15 protein-coding genes are annotated in these 16,392 nt (G+C 58.6%); 8 read left to right on the top strand and 7 right to left on the bottom strand.

Annotated features, from left to right (window positions below; genetic code table 11):
- Positions 1-117: 117 nt before the first annotated feature.
- Together argJ and EDC56_RS19235 are read left to right on the top strand one after the other, a co-directional pair.
- Positions 118-1,335, top strand: a complete 1,218-nt coding sequence (gene argJ, locus EDC56_RS19240; RefSeq protein WP_123714222.1) for a bifunctional glutamate N-acetyltransferase/amino-acid acetyltransferase ArgJ — start codon at positions 118-120, stop codon at positions 1,333-1,335.
- A gap of 17 nt (positions 1,336-1,352) precedes the next feature.
- Positions 1,353-1,808 (top strand): (deoxy)nucleoside triphosphate pyrophosphohydrolase, encoded by a 456-nt coding sequence (locus tag EDC56_RS19235; protein WP_162844252.1) that lies wholly within the window; start codon positions 1,353-1,355, stop codon positions 1,806-1,808.
- Positions 1,809-1,873: 65 nt separating this feature from the next.
- On the opposite strand, the gene EDC56_RS19230 is transcribed toward EDC56_RS19235, so the two are convergent.
- The 5 genes from EDC56_RS19230 to pilB all read right to left on the bottom strand — a co-directional run bounded on the left by EDC56_RS19230 (position 1,874) and on the right by pilB (position 6,753).
- Positions 1,874-2,092 (bottom strand): DNA gyrase inhibitor YacG, encoded by a 219-nt coding sequence (locus EDC56_RS19230; RefSeq protein ID WP_123714220.1) that lies wholly within the window; start codon positions 2,090-2,092, stop codon positions 1,874-1,876.
- Between the two features lie 24 nt (positions 2,093-2,116).
- Positions 2,117-2,731 (bottom strand): dephospho-CoA kinase, encoded by a 615-nt coding sequence (coaE, locus tag EDC56_RS19225; protein WP_123714219.1) that lies wholly within the window; start codon positions 2,729-2,731, stop codon positions 2,117-2,119.
- A gap of 156 nt (positions 2,732-2,887) precedes the next feature.
- On the bottom strand, positions 2,888-3,766 hold the full coding sequence (locus tag EDC56_RS19220) for a prepilin peptidase (protein WP_123714218.1): 879 nt from the start codon (positions 3,764-3,766) through the stop codon (positions 2,888-2,890).
- 36 nt (positions 3,767-3,802) lie between these two features.
- Positions 3,803-5,029 carry a type II secretion system F family protein gene (locus tag EDC56_RS19215; protein WP_123714217.1) on the bottom strand — a complete coding sequence of 409 codons (1,227 nt, stop codon included), beginning with the start codon at positions 5,027-5,029 and terminating at the stop codon, positions 3,803-3,805.
- Between the two features lie 2 nt (positions 5,030-5,031).
- The gene (gene pilB / locus EDC56_RS19210) at positions 5,032-6,753 is read right to left on the bottom strand and encodes a type IV-A pilus assembly ATPase PilB (RefSeq protein WP_123714216.1); all 1,722 of its coding nucleotides are present in this window, start codon (positions 6,751-6,753) and stop codon (positions 5,032-5,034) included.
- Positions 6,754-7,071: 318 nt separating this feature from the next.
- On the opposite strand from pilB, the gene EDC56_RS19205 reads away from it, so the two are divergent.
- Positions 7,072-7,512, top strand: a complete 441-nt coding sequence (locus tag EDC56_RS19205) for a pilin (RefSeq protein ID WP_123714215.1) — start codon at positions 7,072-7,074, stop codon at positions 7,510-7,512.
- A 355-nt stretch (positions 7,513-7,867) separates the two neighbouring features.
- Here the strand turns inward: EDC56_RS19205 and EDC56_RS19200 are convergent, their stop codons facing one another.
- Both EDC56_RS19200 and pyk read right to left on the bottom strand, forming a co-directional pair.
- Positions 7,868-8,626: a GIY-YIG nuclease family protein gene (locus tag EDC56_RS19200; protein WP_123714214.1), complete on the bottom strand. Its 759-nt coding sequence runs from the start codon at positions 8,624-8,626 to the stop codon at positions 7,868-7,870.
- Between the two features lie 239 nt (positions 8,627-8,865).
- The gene (gene pyk / locus EDC56_RS19195) at positions 8,866-10,296 is read right to left on the bottom strand and encodes a pyruvate kinase (protein ID WP_123714213.1); all 1,431 of its coding nucleotides are present in this window, start codon (positions 10,294-10,296) and stop codon (positions 8,866-8,868) included.
- A gap of 351 nt (positions 10,297-10,647) precedes the next feature.
- On the opposite strand from pyk, the gene EDC56_RS19190 reads away from it, so the two are divergent.
- The 5 genes from EDC56_RS19190 to sstT all read left to right on the top strand — a co-directional run bounded on the left by EDC56_RS19190 (position 10,648) and on the right by sstT (position 16,260).
- Positions 10,648-11,583, top strand: coding sequence for an NAD-dependent epimerase/dehydratase family protein (locus tag EDC56_RS19190; RefSeq protein ID WP_123714212.1), 936 nt, complete (start codon positions 10,648-10,650; stop codon positions 11,581-11,583).
- 23 nt (positions 11,584-11,606) lie between these two features.
- On the top strand, positions 11,607-12,128 hold the full coding sequence (locus tag EDC56_RS19185) for a nuclear transport factor 2 family protein (protein WP_211333767.1): 522 nt from the start codon (positions 11,607-11,609) through the stop codon (positions 12,126-12,128).
- A 142-nt stretch (positions 12,129-12,270) separates the two neighbouring features.
- The gene (locus tag EDC56_RS19180; RefSeq protein WP_123714211.1) at positions 12,271-13,065 is read left to right on the top strand and encodes a hypothetical protein; all 795 of its coding nucleotides are present in this window, start codon (positions 12,271-12,273) and stop codon (positions 13,063-13,065) included.
- Between the two features lie 270 nt (positions 13,066-13,335).
- A complete protein-coding gene (locus EDC56_RS19175; RefSeq protein WP_123714210.1) occupies positions 13,336-14,853 on the top strand; it encodes a fumarate hydratase in 1,518 nt (505 codons plus the stop codon).
- A 225-nt stretch (positions 14,854-15,078) separates the two neighbouring features.
- Positions 15,079-16,260 (top strand): serine/threonine transporter SstT, encoded by a 1,182-nt coding sequence (sstT, locus tag EDC56_RS19170; RefSeq protein WP_123714209.1) that lies wholly within the window; start codon positions 15,079-15,081, stop codon positions 16,258-16,260.
- The last annotated feature ends 132 nt before the right edge of the window (positions 16,261-16,392 follow it).

The raw sequence follows: 16,392 nt of genomic DNA, 5'->3' as shown, positions 1-16,392 counted from the left end.
TTTAACAGCGCTTTTTTTTTGTATAGTAGAGGGCTCGCCGAGTGTTTACCGGCGGACAAATAAAGTGGCTCGATGAGCGACAATTTTCAGGTATAGATAATAAGGAAGGTAAGGGCAATGGCAGTCGGCAACGGTGATCTACCCCAGTTCTACCCCGTGGCGGGGTTTCGTTTAGGCACCAGCAGTGGCGGCATCAAAACGCCCGGGCGCAAAGATGTGGTGGTGATGGAGCTGTGTAGTCGTGCAACGACGGCGGCGGTCTTTACCCAAAATGCCTTCTGTGCGGCGCCAGTAGTGGTCGCCAAGCGCAATCTCGCCGCGCATCAGCCGAGCTATTTTCTGGTCAACACCGGTAACGCTAATGCGGGCACGGGCGAAGCCGGGCTGCGCGCCGCGGAAGATTGTTGCGAGGCCCTAGCCAAGGTGGTCGACGACAACAGTAATGCGATACTGCCGTTCTCGACCGGGGTGATCGGTGAGTCGTTGCCTGTGGATAAGGTCGTCAGCGCGCTGCCGGATGCTGTCGATAAGCTCAGTGAAGAGGGGTGGCAGGAGGCAGCCAGTGGCATCATGACTACGGATACGCGGCCAAAGGGCGCGACCAGCCGGTTGCACCTCGACGGCAAGCAGTGCGTGATTAGCGGTATCACCAAGGGCGCGGGGATGATTAAGCCGAACATGGCGACCATGTTGGGTTATGTGGCGACGGACGCCAAGGTGCCGCAGCCGCTGTTGCAACAGATACTGACCCACGCGGTGAATCAGAGCTTCAACCGCATTACTATCGATGGCGACACCTCGACCAACGACGCACTCACCCTGACCGCCACCGGCGAGGGCGAGCTGCTGATCGATGGCAGTGATCCGGCGCTACTCGCGGCTTTTCAGGACGAGATCACCAGCGTCTGTATTGAGTTGGCGCAGCTGCTGGTGCGTGATGGTGAGGGGGCGAGTAAGTTTGTCACTGTCGATGTCAGCGGCGGCGTCGATGAGGCAGAGTGTCTGCGTGTCGCCTATACCATTGCCGAGTCGCCGCTGGTGAAGACGGCGCTGTTTGCCTCCGACCCTAACTGGGGCCGGTTGTTGGCGGCGATCGGCCGTGCTGGCATCGAAGGTCTTGATGTCAGTAAGATCGACGTCAGCCTCAGCGGCATCCTGATCGCGGAGAAGGGCGAGCGTGCCGCAAGTTACAGTGAGGAGAAGGGCCAGGAGGCGATGGATCAGGAGGAGATTGTTATCGAGGTGACACTGGGTCGTGGCGATGCGGCGACCAAGGTGTGGACCAGTGACCTTTCCCACGAGTACGTGCGTATCAATGCCGAGTATCGTACCTGATGGCGGCGAACGAAACCTTGCAAGAGGGCGTGGACGGCATGCCTAAAGAGGCGCTAGATGTGGTATTAGCCGTCATCGTGCACCCGGGCCGCCGCCATTGTCTGCTGTCGAAGCGTCCAGAGGGCGTCCATCTCGCCGGTCACTGGGAGTTTCCCGGTGGCAAGGTGGGGCTCACCGAGGGCTTGCAGGCGGCGCTGACGCGTGAAGTGCGGGAAGAGCTCGGTCTGGTGGTTTCGACGGCGGATAGTCGTCTGTTTAATAGTCTTAATCACAGCTACCCCGAGCGGGACGTCTGTCTGCATACCTATCTGGTCGAGGGGGTGGCGAGCGAGGCTTACCTGCCGCTGGGTGAGGACGGTGTCGGCAGCGAGGGGCAGTTGACGCGCTGGGTTGCCTTCAGTCGCCTCGGTGACTACGACTTTCCCGCGGCCAACGCGCCGATCGTGGCGGCACTCAAGCGGAACCGCTGGTAAAAGCTGCAGCTCGTCTATAGCTTTTGTCTATATGAGCGGCGCAACGCCGCTCTGCACGCGGTTACTTAGTAGCCTTCCGGTGATTCGAGGTCGCCGGAGAGTACGTCATCATAGACCGAGCTACCCTGAATCGTGCGCTCCTCATTGCTCCAATCGATAAAGTCGGCATCCTTGCAGCGCTTGCTGCAAAATGGCCGGCTGGCGTTGTCGCGGCTGTAAGGCGTGGGTTGCTGACAGCTGGGGCAGTTAACGATTGGCTCGTTGCTGGCGTGGCTTTGGCTCATGGTGATCTCTCTGCAGTGGTGGTACTAACTTGAAGCGTCGGCCTTGCGTTCGGCTTCGAGCAGATAATACCGGTGTAGGCGCGCAACTTCACCCTCTAAATGATCGAGATCGCGGTCGTTGAGAATGACGTCGTCGGCCTGCTCTAGCCGGGTCTCGCGGCTCGCCTGTTGTGCGAGGATCGCCTCTACCTGACCTCTACTGTTGTTGTCCCTGGCCATGGTGCGGCTGAGCTGAATCTCACGTGGCACATCCACCAGCAGCACGCGATCGCAGAGGCTGTTTTGCCCAGATTCAAACAGCAGCGGCGATACAAACAGGCAGTAGTGGCTGCGGGCGGCGCCGAGCTGGCGAAAGATCTCCTCGCCGATGAGCGGGTGCAGCAATCCCTCCAGCCAGCTCTTAGCCTCCGGGTCGCTGAAGATGCGTTGGCGCAGCTGGGCGCGGTCGAGCTGGCCGTCGGCGAGTAAGATGTCGTCGCCGAACTGGGCGCAGATCTTCGCCAGCGCCGGTTGGCCGGGCTCGACCACGGTGCGGGCGGCGACATCGGCGTCGATGACTTCGATGCCGAGTTGTTGAAAGCGGTCGCTGACGGCGGTCTTGCCGCTGCCGATGCCACCGGCTAGGCCGACGATATACATGGTGTGTTAGCTCCAGAAAATGGTAGGGGGGCGACGCCCGAAAAATTGATCGGTCTATGATAGAGGCTTATTGCCGGCATAGCGATCGAGAGAGGGTGAGGGCGAGCACTGATCAATGCTCGCCCCGATAGATGGCGATTAAATGTTGCTGTTAGCCTAGTTGAGGCCGGCAAACTGCAGATAGTGCTGGGTAATGGTGTCGCCCCAGAGCAGGGCGATATAACCGGCGCAGGCGAGGTAGGGGCCGAAGGGGATCGTGGTCTGGCTGTCGCGCTTGCTGAGTACGATCATCGCCACGCCCAAGATGGCGCCGACACCGGCGGAGAGGATCAGGATCAGCGGCAGTGCCTGCCAACCCATCCAGGCGCCGAGGAAGGCCAGTAGCTTGAAGTCGCCGTAGCCCATGCCTTCCTTGCCGGTCAGTAGTTTGAACAGCCAGTAGACGGACCACAGCGCCAGGTAGCCGGCGATAGCGCCCCAGAAGGCGTCACCGAAATCGGCGAACAGGCCGAAGTAGTTGGCGATCAGCGCCGCCCACAATAGCGGTAGGGTGAGGCTGTCGGGTAGCAGCTTGTGGTCGGCATCGATCAGCGTCAGCGCCACCAGCACCCAGGTGAACGCGACGGCAACGAGGCCGGCGATGGTGAAGCCGAGTTGGTAGATGACCAGGGCGGAGAGCAGCGCAGTGACCGCCTCGACGAGAGGATAGCGCAGTGAGATCGGTTGTTGGCAGCTGCTACAGCGGCCGCGCTGCAGCAGATAGCTGACGACGGGGATGTTCTCCCACGGGCGAATCTTGTGGCCGCAGTGCGGGCAGCTGGAGTTGGGCGTGGCCAGATTAAAGCGCTCGGCCGTGGGTAGCTTCGGTAGCTCGCTCTCGTCGAACTCCTCGACTTGCTGTTTCCAGTCGCGGTACATCATCAGCGGCAGCCGATAGATCACCACGTTGAGGAAGCTGCCGACGAGCAGGCTGATAATCAGGACGACGGCGATAGCCGTCATCGGGTGGTGTTGAAAGTATTCGAGGTACAACATGTAAAAGCCTGACTCTATTATAAAGATAGGGGGAGTTTACATGACCTGACCGATGGTGAATATCGGCATGTACATCGCCAGTAGTAGCACCCCGACAACACCGCCGAGCACCGACATGATCAGCGGTTCCATCAGCGAGGTGAGGCTGTCGACGGCGTTGTCGACTTCCTCTTCGTAGTGGTTGGCGACTTTCGCCAGCATCTCATCGAGGGCACCGGACTCCTCGCCGATGGCGACCATCTGGATTAACAGGTTGGGGAACAGGTCGGTGGCTTTGATCGAGGCGTTGAGGGTGTTGCCCGAGGTGACCTCCTCCTTAACCTTGTTGATCGCGCGATAATAGACGTCGTTGCCAGCGGCGCCGGCCACCGAGTCGAGGGCGTCGACCAGTGGTACACCGGCGGCGAAGGTGGTCGATAGGGTGCGGCTGAAGCGTGCCATGATCGACTGGTAGACCACTGAGCCGATGATCGGCGCCTTCAATAGCGCGCGGTCGAGGCCGTCGGCGAAGGGTTTGGAACGTTGCCGGGCCTGGCCGAACAACACCACGGCGACGACGATGGCGGCAACAATAAGCAGCGCGTAGGCCTGCACGAACTCGGAGCAGGCGAGCACGAAGAGGGTCAGTGCAGGCAGCTCGGCGCCAAAGGAGCCGAAGGTCTCGGCAAACTGGGGCACCACGTAGATCAATAGGATGCCGGTGACAATACAGGCGACCGCGACCACGGCGGCGGGGTAGGTCATCGCCTTCTTGATCTTTTTCTTCACCGCCTCGCTCTTCTCTTTGTAGAGGGCGACGCGGTCGAGCATGGTCTCCAGCGCACCGGACTGCTCGCCGGCCTCGATCAGGCTGCAGAACAGCGCGTCGAAGTACTTAGGGTGTTTCTGCAAGCTCTCGGCGAGGCTGGTGCCGCCGGCGACGTCGTCACGGATTTCCAGCACCAGCTCGGCCATGGTGGGGTTGTCGAGGCCCTCGGCGACGATCTCGAAGGACTGCATCAGCGGCACGCCGGCCTTCATCATGGTGGCCAGCTGGCGGGTGAAGACGGTGATGTCGGAGGTTTTGATCGGCTTCTTATTGCTGAACAGTGGCTTGGTTTTCTTACGCACCTTACCATTCTTGATGCCTTGGTTGCGCAGCTGTGCCTTGGCGAGGGCGATCGAGGCGGCGCTTATTTCGCCACTGGTCTTGCGCCCCTGCCTATCCTTGCCCTCCCAGGTATAGGTGGCGCCCTTGGCGGCGTTACGTGTTGCAGTGGCCATACTTAATCCTTCGTTACTCGGTTAACTTCTTCTAAACTGGTTAATCCTGCGGCGGCTTTCAATAGCGCTGAGCGTCTCAGGTCGTTGAAACCTTCCCGGCGTGCCTGGTCGGCGATATCGATAGAGTTACCCTCCTCCATGATAATGCGTGCGAGGTTGTCGGTGATGCGAACCACTTCATAAATACCGACACGCCCTTTGTAGCCGTTGTTGCACTGTGAGCAGCCATTACTGCTGGGTTTCTTCAGCGTCATGGTGTCGAGGTCTTGCTCGGTGAAGCCCTCTTTTAATAGCATCTCGCGGGGGGCGTCGCTGAAGTCTTCGGCGCAGTGTTTACACAGGCGTCGAGCCAGGCGCTGGGCGATAATTAGGCTGACGGTGGTGGCGAGGTTGAAGGCCGGTACGCCCATGTTGAGTAAGCGGGTGACGGTCTCGGCGGCGCTGTTGGTGTGTAGCGTCGACATCACCATGTGACCGGTCTGTGCCGCCTTGATGGCGATCTCGGCGGTCTCCAGGTCACGAATCTCACCGACCATGATGACGTCGGGATCCTGACGCAGGAAGGAGCGCAGCGCCTCGGAGAAGTTGAGGCCGATCTTGGCCTTGACGTGCACCTGGTTGATGCCCTCGAGGTTGATCTCGACGGGGTCTTCGGCGGTGGAGATGTTGCGCTCGGCGGTGTTGAGGATGTTGAGGCCGGTGTACAGCGACACGGTCTTGCCACTACCGGTGGGGCCGGTGACTAGGATCATGCCCTGGGGCTGATGCAGCGCGGCGAGGTACATCTCTTTCTGATCGTCGTCGTAACCGAGCGCCTCGATGCCCATCTGGGCACTGCTGGGGTCGAGGATCCGCAGTACGATCTTCTCGCCCCACAGCGTCGGCAGGGTGTTGACGCGGAAGTCGATGGAGCGCTTCCTCGACAGTTTCAGCTTGATGCGGCCATCCTGCGGCATGCGTCGCTCGGAGATGTCCATCTCCGACATCACCTTCAATCGCGCCGACAGCTTACCGGCGAGGGTTAGCGGCGGCCGGGCGATCTCTTTTAGTACGCCGTCGGTGCGAAAGCGCACCCGGTAGGATTTCTCGTAGGGTTCAAAGTGCAGGTCGGAGGCGCCCATCTTGATGGCGTCGAGCAGCATCTTGTTGACGAACTTGACGATCGGCGTGTCGTCGCTGCCGTTGCCGTCGTCCTGTTCTTTCTCCTGGGTATCGGGACCAATGTCGAGGTCTTCCAGGCTGTCGTCGAGGTCGCCGAAGTCGACGTCGGTGTCCTCGGTATTATCGGCGAGGTTGGTGATCAGCAGGGTTAGCTGATCCTCGTCGACCAGTACCGCCTCGGTACTGAGCCCGGTGTGAAACTGGATCTCATCCTGGGCGCGGAAATTGGTGGGGTCGGAGACACCGATAAACAGTCGCGTGCCGCGCTTGAACAGCGGCACCGCGCGGTGTCTCTCGATCAGCTTGGGGTCGATCAAGTCGTTGGGCATGGCCTCTGGGTTGAGGCTGGCGAGGTCGAACAGCGGATTGCCAAACTCGTCGCTGGCCAGTTCGGCGATGGTGCGCGCCGGTACCAGCTGTTGCTGTACTAAATAACTGACAAATGGCTGCCGATCGCTGTGTGCCTGTTGCCAGGCGTGGCGCGCGCGCTCCTCATCGAGCAGGCCCTCTTTGACCAGGCGTCGGGCGAGGCCGTTGAGGGGGGAAATACTGGGCTGGCTCATAGTCACCGTCTTAATCAATGCAAGCGTGTTGTGTTGGCCGATTTTTATTGGCTCTTATATAAGGCAAGCATACGTCGATCCGTCGCCGAGATAAAGCCCTAAGCTATTGGCGGTGCAGATGCCGTCAGCGGGTGATGGTAGCAGGTGACGCAGAGGGTCACATTGTGTCGGTGAGGGGAAGTGTTAGGCGAGATAGCGGAGTTGCTAGGGCGGCCTAGTGATATTACTTATAACACTTCTATCAAGTTGGCACAGCGGTTGCTTTGTTAAGCTCACCAATACTAATTCTGTGTATAACAGACCTCTGGAGTGACACTTATGAACAAGCAACAATCCGGTTTTACCCTCATCGAATTAATGGTGGTCATCGCGATCATCGGTATCCTCGCCGCCGTCGCCCTGCCGGCCTACCAGACCTACACCAAGAAGGCCAAGTTCTCCGAGGTGGTGTTGGCAACGACGGCGGTTAAGAGCGCCATCGAGGTTTGTGCTCAGACTCAAGCGACGACTGCAGACTTTGATAGCGAATGTATCGGTGGCTCAAATGGTGTTATTGATATAGCTACCGGTAATGGACAGGGCATGCTCGATAGCATTGAAACTACGGCTGGTCCAACTAACGCTGAGGTTTTGGTTACCGCGACGGGCACCAGCGATGTTGACGACCTGACATATATTTTAACCGGAGAGCTAACAAACGGCCAAGTTATTTGGACGCGTAGTGATGACTCTACCTGTATTTCAGCAGGCCTTTGCTAATCGCTTAAGCTAAGCCTCAGCTGGATTAGAAACACCGACCCCTGCGGGTCGGTGTTTTTTTTTGCCTGCTGTAAAGCTTTAGCAGCAGGGTCGCACGCCGATAGAGTTGTCGGCGTCGGCCTTGTCGCTGCTGGCCTGAGCAAGTGGCGGGGGCAGAGTTGCCCTGGGCTTGCTCGATGGCGAGACGGCGGTTAGGTGAGGGCTCGTGGTCCGAAAACTGGCGGCGGTGAGCAGCTATCGATAGAAGAAAAATGTCACAGCTGCAGGATAAAAGCAGAGGCAGGTAATAAGAGGCGGCTAAGAAGGGCTGGGTAAAAAGAGGGGCGGGGCGAGAAGGCCGCCGCCCGGTGTCCGCTTAGCGGCGACGGTTCTTGTAGGCGACGGAGGTGGCCTCGCGGCTCTCTAGGCGAGCGAGGATGCTGGCCATCTCATCGGCCTCGGCGGCGATTTTCTGACGACCGGCCTCTTCCCGCGCCGTCTTCTCGGCGGCGATGGCTTCCTTGATACGTTTCTCTTTGATGCTGTTACCGGTACGGCCGCTGGCGATCTTCGGTGCCTTCAGCGTGGCCTTGGCGGTCTTGCCCGGCTTGCCAATGCGTGGCGCGGCCGTTGCCTTACCGGTGGCTGCGGTTTTGTTGGCTGCGGTCTTGTTGGTGGTGCTCTTGTTGCCGGCAGCGGTGCTGCTGCCCGCGTCGCCGGTGCCGACACCGTTGACGCGCATGGCGAAGACGGTCTTGGCGGCTTCGGAGTGGACCTTTTTGTCGAGGGGGCGGCGGCCGCGGACCATGCCGCTGACCGAGGAGGCCTTGTCGATGTTCTGCGGCGCCAACACAACGCTGGAGTTGACCGTCTTATGGCCGCGCAGACTGATGCCGTCGAACTTCAGCATCGCCTCGCGGTTGAGTGTGGTCAGCTCTTCCATGGAATCGGCGAAGGCCCACTCGCTGACCTGGAAAGCGTCGCTGCCGTAGTCGCGTATGTCATTGTACAGGGGGAAATCTAACCCCGCGGCGGTGGACGAGAGGTATTGTTTCCACTTCTCCTCGGCGGTGTTACGTGCGGTGCCAACATAAACTTCGTTGGTGTGTTGATTGGTGATGGTAAATACAATCACTTAAAGCTTCCCCATTAATACAGCTGAACAACGATGGCCGGTGGCGCGGCAACAGACCGCCGCGCACAAAGGGGGCGTATTATAGGCAAAACCTTATAAATTATAAGGCTTGATATTTGAGTATTTTTTCGGCCCGGATTTGGCGTTGGCCAAATGCGCAGAGGTGAAGCGATGCGCTGATTGCACCGAGTCATCGAACCCGGTGCCAACGCGCAAATAACCGCCGCAACAACCGATTGTTAGGCGGTGATGATGCGCAGCGTGTTGGTGCCGCCGTGCAGGCCGGTGATATCACCGTGGGTGACGATGACCTTGTCGCCGGGCTGGATGTGACCGCGCTCGAGCAACTGCTGCAGCGCCGGCTGTTCGACATCCTGCGGCTGCTGGAACAGATCGAACTCGATGGCGGTGACGCCGCGATACAGCGCCATCTTAGCGCAGCTGTCGGCGTGGCGGGAGACGGCGTAGATCGGCATGTTGGAGGCCAGGCGCGACATCCACATCGGTGTCGAGCCGGACTCGGTCAGACAGAGGATGGCGCGAATGCCGGAGGTGTGGTTGGCGACGTACATCGCCGCCATGGCGATCGACTGGTCGGTGCGCTCGAAGTCGATCTCGAAGCACAGGTTGGCGGCATAGGGACGTACCTGCTTCTCGGCACCGATACAGGTGCGGGCCATGGCCTCGACGGCGGCGATGGGGTATTTACCGGCGGCGGTCTCCGCCGACAGCATCACCGCGTCGGTGCCGTCGAGCACGGCGTTGGCGACGTCGAACACCTCGGCGCGGGTCGGCATCGGTGCCTCGATCATCGACTCCATCATCTGGGTAGCGGTGATGACGCAGCGATTGAGCTGGCGGGCGCGCTCGATCATGTGCTTCTGTACGCCGACCAGTTCGGCGTCGCCGATCTCTACCCCGAGGTCGCCCCGTGCCACCATTACGGCGTCGCTGGCGATGATCATCTGTTCGAGTAGTTGGCGGTCGTGCACGGTCTCGGCGCGCTCGATCTTGGCGACGATGCCGGCGTCACAGCCTTCGGCCTCGAGCAGTTGACGAGCCTGATGCAGGTCATCGGGGCTGCCGGGGAAGGAGACGGCGACGTAGTCACAGCGCAGCTCGGCGGCGAGCTTAATATCGCGCAGGTCTTTCTCAGTCAGCGCGTCGGCGGCCAGTCCACCGCCGAGGCGGTTGAGGCCCTTGTTGTTGGACAGCGTGCCGCCGCTGCGCACGATACAGTGTACGGCGCTGCCGTCGACGCTATCGACCTCAAGTACGATACGGCCATCGTCGAGCAGCAGCTTATCACCGCTGCCGACTTGGTCGGCGAGGGGAGGGTAGTCGACGCCGACGATCTGTTGGTTGCCGGCGTCGGGGTCGAAGGCGGTATCGAGGGTGAAGCGGTCGCCGCTCTCGATGACAATGCGCTGTTCGCTGAAGCGGGCGATGCGAATCTTCGGCCCCTGCAGGTCGCCGAGAATGGCGACGCTGAGCCCGAGTTCATCGGCAAATTGACGGATCAGTCGTGCGCGTTCTCGGTGGTCGTCGGCGTCGCCGTGCGAGAAGTTGAGACGCAACACGTTGGCGCCGGCCTGTAGCAAGGCCTTGAGGGTGTCAGGGTGATCAGTGGCGGGACCGAGGGTGGCGATGATTTTCGTTCTTCTGGGCATTGTTGAGTCTTGATCCTTGGAAGTTAAGTGCAGTTTAAGCACACATTGAGACGGGATGATGACAAGGCTAGCAGATTAGGCCGATGAAATGCTGGAATTGTAACTATACTCGTGTGTAATTTGAGGTAATGTATTAGGCGCATAGGAAAGGGGCGGCTAGAGGCGACCACCCAGTTAGGTGGTCTGCATTGGCCGGCGACTGGTTACAATCGATATTGAATAGTAGCAGTATCGATCAGTAGCAATATTGAGTAAAAGCAATATTGGGTAAAGGCAATATTGGGTAAAGGCAATATTGGGTAAAAGCAATGGCGAGGTCGCCGCAACAATAACAACGATTAAGGTAGGTTTATGATTCCCCATGTGGCACTAAAAGAACAGAAAATTTTAATTGCTGGCCCTACCAGCCAGGTGGCGGCGCCGGTTATCGATGCGCTGCGTACTGATAATACCCTCTATGCGATCGCTCGCTTCAGCGATGAGGCGCAGCGGTTGGCGCTTGAGGCCAAGGGTGTGCACTGCCTGCGCGCCGACTTGGCGACGGATGATCTGGCGGCGTTGATCCCCGATGATATCGATTATGTATTGAACTATGCCGTGGTTAAAAGCGGTGACTTTGCCTATGACCTGAAGGTGAATGCCGAGGGCGCGGGTCGGTTGATCGCGGCTTGCCGTGGGGTGAAGGCGTTCGTGCACTTCTCGTCGACGGCGGTCTATGAATACGCCAAAGGGGAGCTGTGTCGTGAAGACTCGGCCCTCGGTGATAATCACCGGGCGATGTTTCCCACCTACTCGATCAGTAAAATCGCCGCCGAGAGCGTGGTGCGCTTCGCCGCAGAAACCTTCGAGGTGCCGGTGGTGATCGCGCGACTCAGCGTGCCTTATGGTGATAATGGTGGCTGGCCGCTGTTTCATTTACAGATGATGCAGGCGGGGGTGCAGATTGATATTCATCCGGATCGTCCTAACGCCTATAACCTGTTGCACAGCTGTGACTATATCGAGAAGATCCCGGCGCTGTTGGCCAGTGCCAGCCCGCAGGCGGTGACGGTGAACTTCGGTGGTAGTGTCGCCACCTCGGTGGAGGAATGGTGTGGCTATCTGACCGAGATCTCCGGCTTCGAACCCATTTTTAATGAAACCCCGGCCGCCTTCGGGACACTGGCGATCGATACCGAAAAAATGCACGAGTTACTCGGCCCGACGCGTGTCGACTGGCGCGAGGGCATCCTGAGTATGATTCAGAAGATGGCGCCAGGGCTGCTGAAACCGGCCTATCGGCCATAACCTTATAAGCAAATCAAGGAGTGATGATGACCAATGAAGAGTTGCAGTCCCTGCAGAAGAGAGTACAGCGGTTGGAGGCAATCGAGGCGATTAAGCAGCTGAAGGCGCGTTATCTGTCCGCCTGCGATAGCAAGCAGCTGACGCTAATTCGCGATTGCTTCGCCGAGGGTGAGATCGATATCGACTACGGTGCCGTGGGCTGCTTCCGGCACCGCGATGAACTGCTGGCGCTGTTCGACAACGTCGGTAATCACCAGCACATGGTGGAGATGCATCACGGCCAGAACCCACGCATTACGCTGCTGGATGAGGAGCAGGCCGAGGGTGAGTGGGGGCTGTACTACTTTCTTATCAACAGTGAGGAGAATACCCTTACCCAGCTCGGTGGCGTCTATGCGGACCGCTATCGGCTGATCGATGGTCAGTGGCGCATCACGGCCTCTCAATTTACCCCCACCAGCACTTTAGTGAGTCAGTTAGAGCAGGGGCAGGCTGAGATCATGGTCGCGGGACGGCCACCACAAAGTGTGACGCAGGAAGCATAAGGCGATTTAAACGCCTTTTATTATTGGCAATACGCAAGCTTGTGTCATCGGCTTGCCAAGGGATATGGCGTTAAGCGGGGAATGCTGCTAATTTGGCGGGCTGAAATCCCATTAATAGCCTAAACACGCGAAGGAAGTACCGATGCCTAGAAAGGATCTGGATGATTTAAATGATATTCCCAGCCTAATTCCAGAGCGCGATGAGTCGCGAGCGAATTCCACAGGCCACAAGCCCCGTGCGACAGCTCACAGCCATGCGCCGGCACCAGCGGCGACAGCGCAGAAGCAGGGCAGCAGTTTTTGGACCGTGGCGGCTTTGCTGGCGCTGTTGTTGGCGCTGTTGGCCGGCGGTGCCTCTTACTATCTGTATCAGCAGCTGCAGCTGACTAAGCAGGGGCTTGAACAGGCCGATACCCGATTGGGGGCGCTGGAGGCGCGACTGTCGAGCAGCGATGAGTCGATGAACGAGTCCTCGCAGACGATGTCGTTGAAGATCAAGGAAATGGGTAAGAAAGTCGACGAGCACTATAGTCAAATCGACAAGTTGTGGGCGGCGCGTAACGCCCTGTTGAAGACCAGTAAGGCGAGTAACGGTCAGCTCAGTACACAGGCGGCGGCGCTGAAGACGCTACAGAAAGAACTGAATACTAAGATGGCGGCGCTCAAGGTGGCGACAGCTAAAAGCGATAGCAACAGCAGTAAGTTGAAGTCGCTGGCCGATCAGGGCTTGGCCACTAATCTCAGCGTCGATACGCTGGAGCAGACGGTCGAAGAGCAGCAGCGCCAGCTGCGTCAGCTGGTCGATGCCGGTAATAAGCTCAAGCACAGCGGTGGCAGCACCGAGCAACAGCTGAAGGACTTGAGCGAGTGGGTTGATTCTTTCAACGGTTATCGCAAGCAGGTCAACCAGCGTCTATCGGCTCTGGAGAAGGGCTAAGCGCAATCGTTAGCCTGATGATAAAAACGGCCGCTTAGCGGCCGTTTTTGTTACTGACGAAATGATCTTGCTGCACCATAACCTGTAAACGCGAGGGGCTGTTGTAATCAGGCCGCAGTGTGTCGCTAAATCGTGTACAATCACCGCCAAAACGGGCAGCTGTTGTGTCGAGGGGAGGGGGGGACCATCTACCCTGCTGGCTATAGCGCTACCGATAATACGTAGGCGGCGCTCGACCGCCACTATGGTTCAAGCTGAGGAGTAACTTCGATGACCGTGATCCGTCAAGACGACCTGATCGATAGCGTGGCCGATGCGCTGCAATATATCTCGTACTATCATCCGCTCGACTTTATCCAGGGGGTCCATGAGGCCTATCTGCGTGAAGAGTCGCCAGCGGCGAAAGATGCGATGGCACAAATCCTGATCAACTCGCGTATGTGTGCCGAGGGCAAGCGCCCGATCTGCCAGGACACCGGTATTGTCACCGTTTTCTGTAAGGTCGGTATGGACGTGCAGTGGGACGCGACGATGTCGGTGACCGACATGATCAACGAAGGCGTTCGCCGCGCCTATACTCATCCTGACAACGTGTTGCGAGCCTCGATTCTAGCCGATCCTGCCGGCGCGCGGGTCAACACCAAAGACAATACGCCAGCGGTCATCCACTACGAAGTGGTCGAGGGCAATACCGTCGATATTCAGGTGGCAGCGAAGGGCGGTGGTTCCGAGAACAAGTCGAAGATGGTGATGCTTAACCCCTCCGACTCAATTGTCGACTGGGTGAAGAAGACCGTGCCGACGATGGGTGCGGGCTGGTGCCCACCGGGCATGCTCGGCATCGGCATCGGCGGTACCGCTGAGAAGGCGGCGGTGATGGCCAAGGAATCACTGATGGACCCGATCGACATCCACGAGCTGCGTCAGCGCGGCCCACAGAACCGGGTCGAAGAGCTGCGTTTAGAGTTGATGGAGGCGGTCAACGAGCTTGGCATTGGCGCCCAGGGCCTGGGCGGCCTGACCACGGTATTGGACATCAAGATCATGGATGCGCCGACACACGCGGCCTCGCTACCGGTCTGTATGATCCCCAACTGTGCGGCGACACGACACGCCCACTTCGAGCTCGACGGCACCGGGCCGGCGCTGCAGACACCACCGAAGCTGGAAGACTGGCCTGAGATTAGCCGCGCCAGTGGCGATGACGTCAAGCGGGTGAACCTGCAAGACGTGACCCAGGCGGAGATGGAGACCTTGCGCAGTGGCGACACCATCTTACTCAGCGGTAAGATGCTGACTGGTCGCGATGCGGCGCACAAGAAGATCGTCGAGATGCTCAACAACGGCGAGCAGCTGCCGGTCGACTTGAAGGGACGTTTCATCTACTACGTGGGGCCTGTTGACCCCGTACGCGACGAGGCCGTCGGCCCCGCCGGTCCGACCACGGCGACGCGGATGGATAAGTTTACCCGCCAAGTCCTCGAACAGACGGGCTTGATGGGCATGATCGGTAAGGCCGAGCGCGGCGATGCGGCGATCGAGGCGATTAAAGATGCCAAGTCGACCTATCTGATGGCCGTCGGTGGTGCAGCCTACCTGGTCTCGCAGGCGGTGAAGAATGCCGAAGTCGTGGGCTTCCCGGAGCTGGGCATGGAGGCGATCTACGAGTTTGACGTGGTCGATATGCCGGTGACCGTCGCGGTCGATAGCCTAGGGGTGTCGGTACACAAAACCGGCCCGCAGATCTGGGCCGAGAAGATTAAGGAGCAGATTGTCGAGGTGAAGTAAGCACCTCCTCGACTAGCGTTAGAAAAAAGCCCTCGCTGCTCGCAGTGAGGGCTTTTTTGCTTGTTATATATGGTCGTCAGTTATGGACGCTGATGGCGTTGATGTTCAGTGGCAAAGCCGAGCGGGGAAAATAGTGCTTACTAAGCTTTGACCTGAGCGGTGATCTGGGTATGCTTCTTCCCCCAAGGATGTTTTCCCCCATCGAGCCATTGAAATAGGACCGCTATGAAGAAGCCAACAATTGTTGTGCAAATACTAATTGCCGTTGCCATCGGCGCATTATTTGCCAGTGTCGCGCCAGCGTGGGCGCAACACTTCGCTATTCTCGGACAGTTGTTTGTCGGTGTGTTGAAGGCCATCGCGCCGGTGCTGGTCTTTGTGCTGGTAATGTCGGCGATCGCTAATAAAGAGGCCGGTGTCGGCAGTGCTAAGGTGGTGAAGACGTTGGTGCTGTACTTGTTGGGGACGTTTTGCGCCGCCACTGTCGCGGTGTTGATGAGCTTCCTATTTCCACAGACGCTGGCGCTGGTGAATGTTGCCGAGGGCGCGCCACCGCAGCACGTCAGCGAGGTGTTGATCAACGTCTTGCTGAGCCTGGTCGATAACCCGGTGCATGCCCTGTTGACCGGCAACTTCCTCGGTGCTCTGAGCTGGGCGGTAGCGCTGGGTTTGGCCTTCAAGCAGGCGCCGGAGGGTTTCAAAAGCAGTATTGCCGTGGTCGCCGATGCGCTGACCAGTATCGTCACCAAAATCATCAAGTTTGCTCCCCTCGGTATTTTCGGCCTGGTTTGTACTACAGTAGCTGGCGCCGGGGTGGAAGCGTTGATGAACTACCTGCACCTAGCGGTATTGTTAGTTAGCTGCATGTTGATCATGGCGCTGCTGGTGAACCCGCTGTTGGTGTTCCTATTGACCCGTCGCAACCCTTATCCGGTGGTGTTGCGTTGCCTGCGCCAGTCGGGCATCACTGCCTTCTTTACTCGCAGCTCGGCGGCGAATATCCCCGTCAACCTCGACCTGTGTCAGCAGTTGGGCATCTCGCGCTCACTGTTCACTGTCACCATCCCCATTGGTGCGACGGTGAATATGGCTGGCGCGGCGATCACCATCACCGTGATGGCGCTGGCGGCGGCGAACACGATGGGCATCGATGTGTCGATAGGCAGTGCGCTGGTGCTGTGTATTATTGCCGCGCTCGCCGCCTGTGGTGCCTCGGGCGTGCCATCGGGCAGCCTGCTATTGATCCCGCTGGCAGCCTCACTGTTTGGTATCGACTACGATATCGCCATGCAGGTGGTAGCCATCGGCTTCATCATCAGTGTGATTCAGGACTCGGCGGAGACGGCGCTGAACTCCAGCTCCGATGTTATCTACACCTATGCCGCCGATCACAGCAACGATCGCTGATAGCGCTTTACTAACACACGCCTCAAGGTGCTGTTTGTGACGGCAGCTTGAGGATGTGTCTGTTGAGCCTTAGATTATTCGTTAGTTTTATTGGCTAGTGTTATTAGATCGCGTTATTGGTTAGCGCTATTG

The sequence above is a fragment of the Sinobacterium caligoides genome (genome assembly GCF_003752585.1).
Lineage (GTDB): Bacteria > Pseudomonadota > Gammaproteobacteria > Pseudomonadales > Sinobacteriaceae > Sinobacterium > Sinobacterium caligoides.
The sequence above is the reverse complement of the archived record's forward strand: the minus strand, read 5'-3'. Positions and strand labels throughout refer to the sequence as shown.